Consider the following 1439-nt stretch of genomic DNA (forward strand, 5'->3'; position numbering starts at 1 on the left):
ACCCGGACGGCGTGCAGGCGGTGGCCGGCGCGGCCTACGCGGATGCGGCGGGCATGATCCCGCTTGCCTCGGGATCCGCCGGCGCCGTCACGGTCTCGGTTGCGTCCGGCGGCCGACTCGTCGGGCGGGCGAGCACCGGGGCGGACGGGTCCTACTACGTCGCGGCCCCGGCTGGATCGATCCCCGGCGGGCAGGCGCTGGTGGCGACCCTCCGGGCCAACGCCGCGACCGGCGCGGCGGATGCCGGCACGACCGCGCTGTCGCGCTACGCGGTGGCGCTGCCGGTCCAGTCCGGGCTCGACATCCTCGGCGGAACCCTGCTGACCCATACGGACGCCACCGCGCTGTCGGCCTCGTCGGGGGCTGCTGCGGTGCTCGCAGCGGCCTCCGGCGCCGACGCTGATGTCGCGACCGCGCTCGCAGGGGCGGCCACACGCCGGATCGTGGCGAATGGGCCAAGCTTCGTCATCGACGAGGCCCTGACCACCGGCAATGCGCTGACGGTTACGACGGTCGGCACGGTCCCGCTCTCGGTCGCCGCCCCGGTCTCGGCCGGCGGTGCGCTGCAGCTGACCAGCGGTGGCGACCTGACGCTCGCCTCCGGCGGTTCAGTCGCCGGGGCGAGCCCGATCCTATCGACTCCCGGCGTCTTCATCAACCAGGCCGGCAGCGCCGCCGTCTCGGCGACGGACATGGGCGGCCGCTGGCTCGTCTACTCGGCGGGCTCCGCCAGCGACACCTTCGGCGGCCTCGACAGCGGCAACACGGCGGTGTGGGCCACATCCGCGGGGGGCACCGTCGCGGCTGCGGGTCACCGGTACGTCTTCGCTTTCCAGCCGACGCTCACCGTCGCCACGACCAGCCTGACGAAAACCTACGGGGACGATGCGGCCCCGCAGGTTGCGGGTGCCTACCGGATCTCCGGCGTCCAGTCGGGTGTCGCCGGGGCCTATCTGGGCGACACCCTCGTCACCGCGGCGACCGGGGCGCCGCTCGTGACTTCGCCCGGATCCGCCGTGTCGGCGCTGGTCGCAGGCAGTCCCTACGCGATCACAGCCTCGGCCGGCTCGCTGGCACCGCAACTCGGCTACGCACTCGCCTTCTCGAATACGGGCGTGCTCACCGTGTACCGGGCGGCCCTGAGCCTCACGGCGACGGATCAGAGCAAAGTCTACGGCACGCCGGCAGGGTTGGGGACGACCGGCTTCATCCCGTCGGGCCTGGTCACAGCCAACGGCGACACGGTTACGGGTGTCGCACTGGCGAGCCTGGGCGCGGCCTCGACGGCCAGCGCAGGCAGGTACACGCTGACGCCGTCGGCCGCACAGGGCTCAGGCCTCGCCAATTACACAATTACGTATCAGAATGCGCCCACCGGCCTGACAGTCACGCCGCGCTCGATCACCCTCACGGCCGACGCGCAGAGCCGGATCTACGGG

General features: G+C 72.8%; 1 protein-coding gene. It reads left to right on the forward strand.

Going from position 1 to position 1439, the window contains the following annotated elements; translation table 11 throughout:
- Positions 1–1439, forward strand: a 1439-nt coding sequence (locus VP06_RS37580; RefSeq protein ID WP_048468025.1) for an MBG domain-containing protein, incomplete at both ends; no start/stop codon positions are given.

Origin of the sequence: Methylobacterium aquaticum, from assembly GCF_001043915.1 — a bacterium.
GTDB lineage: Bacteria > Pseudomonadota > Alphaproteobacteria > Rhizobiales > Beijerinckiaceae > Methylobacterium > Methylobacterium aquaticum.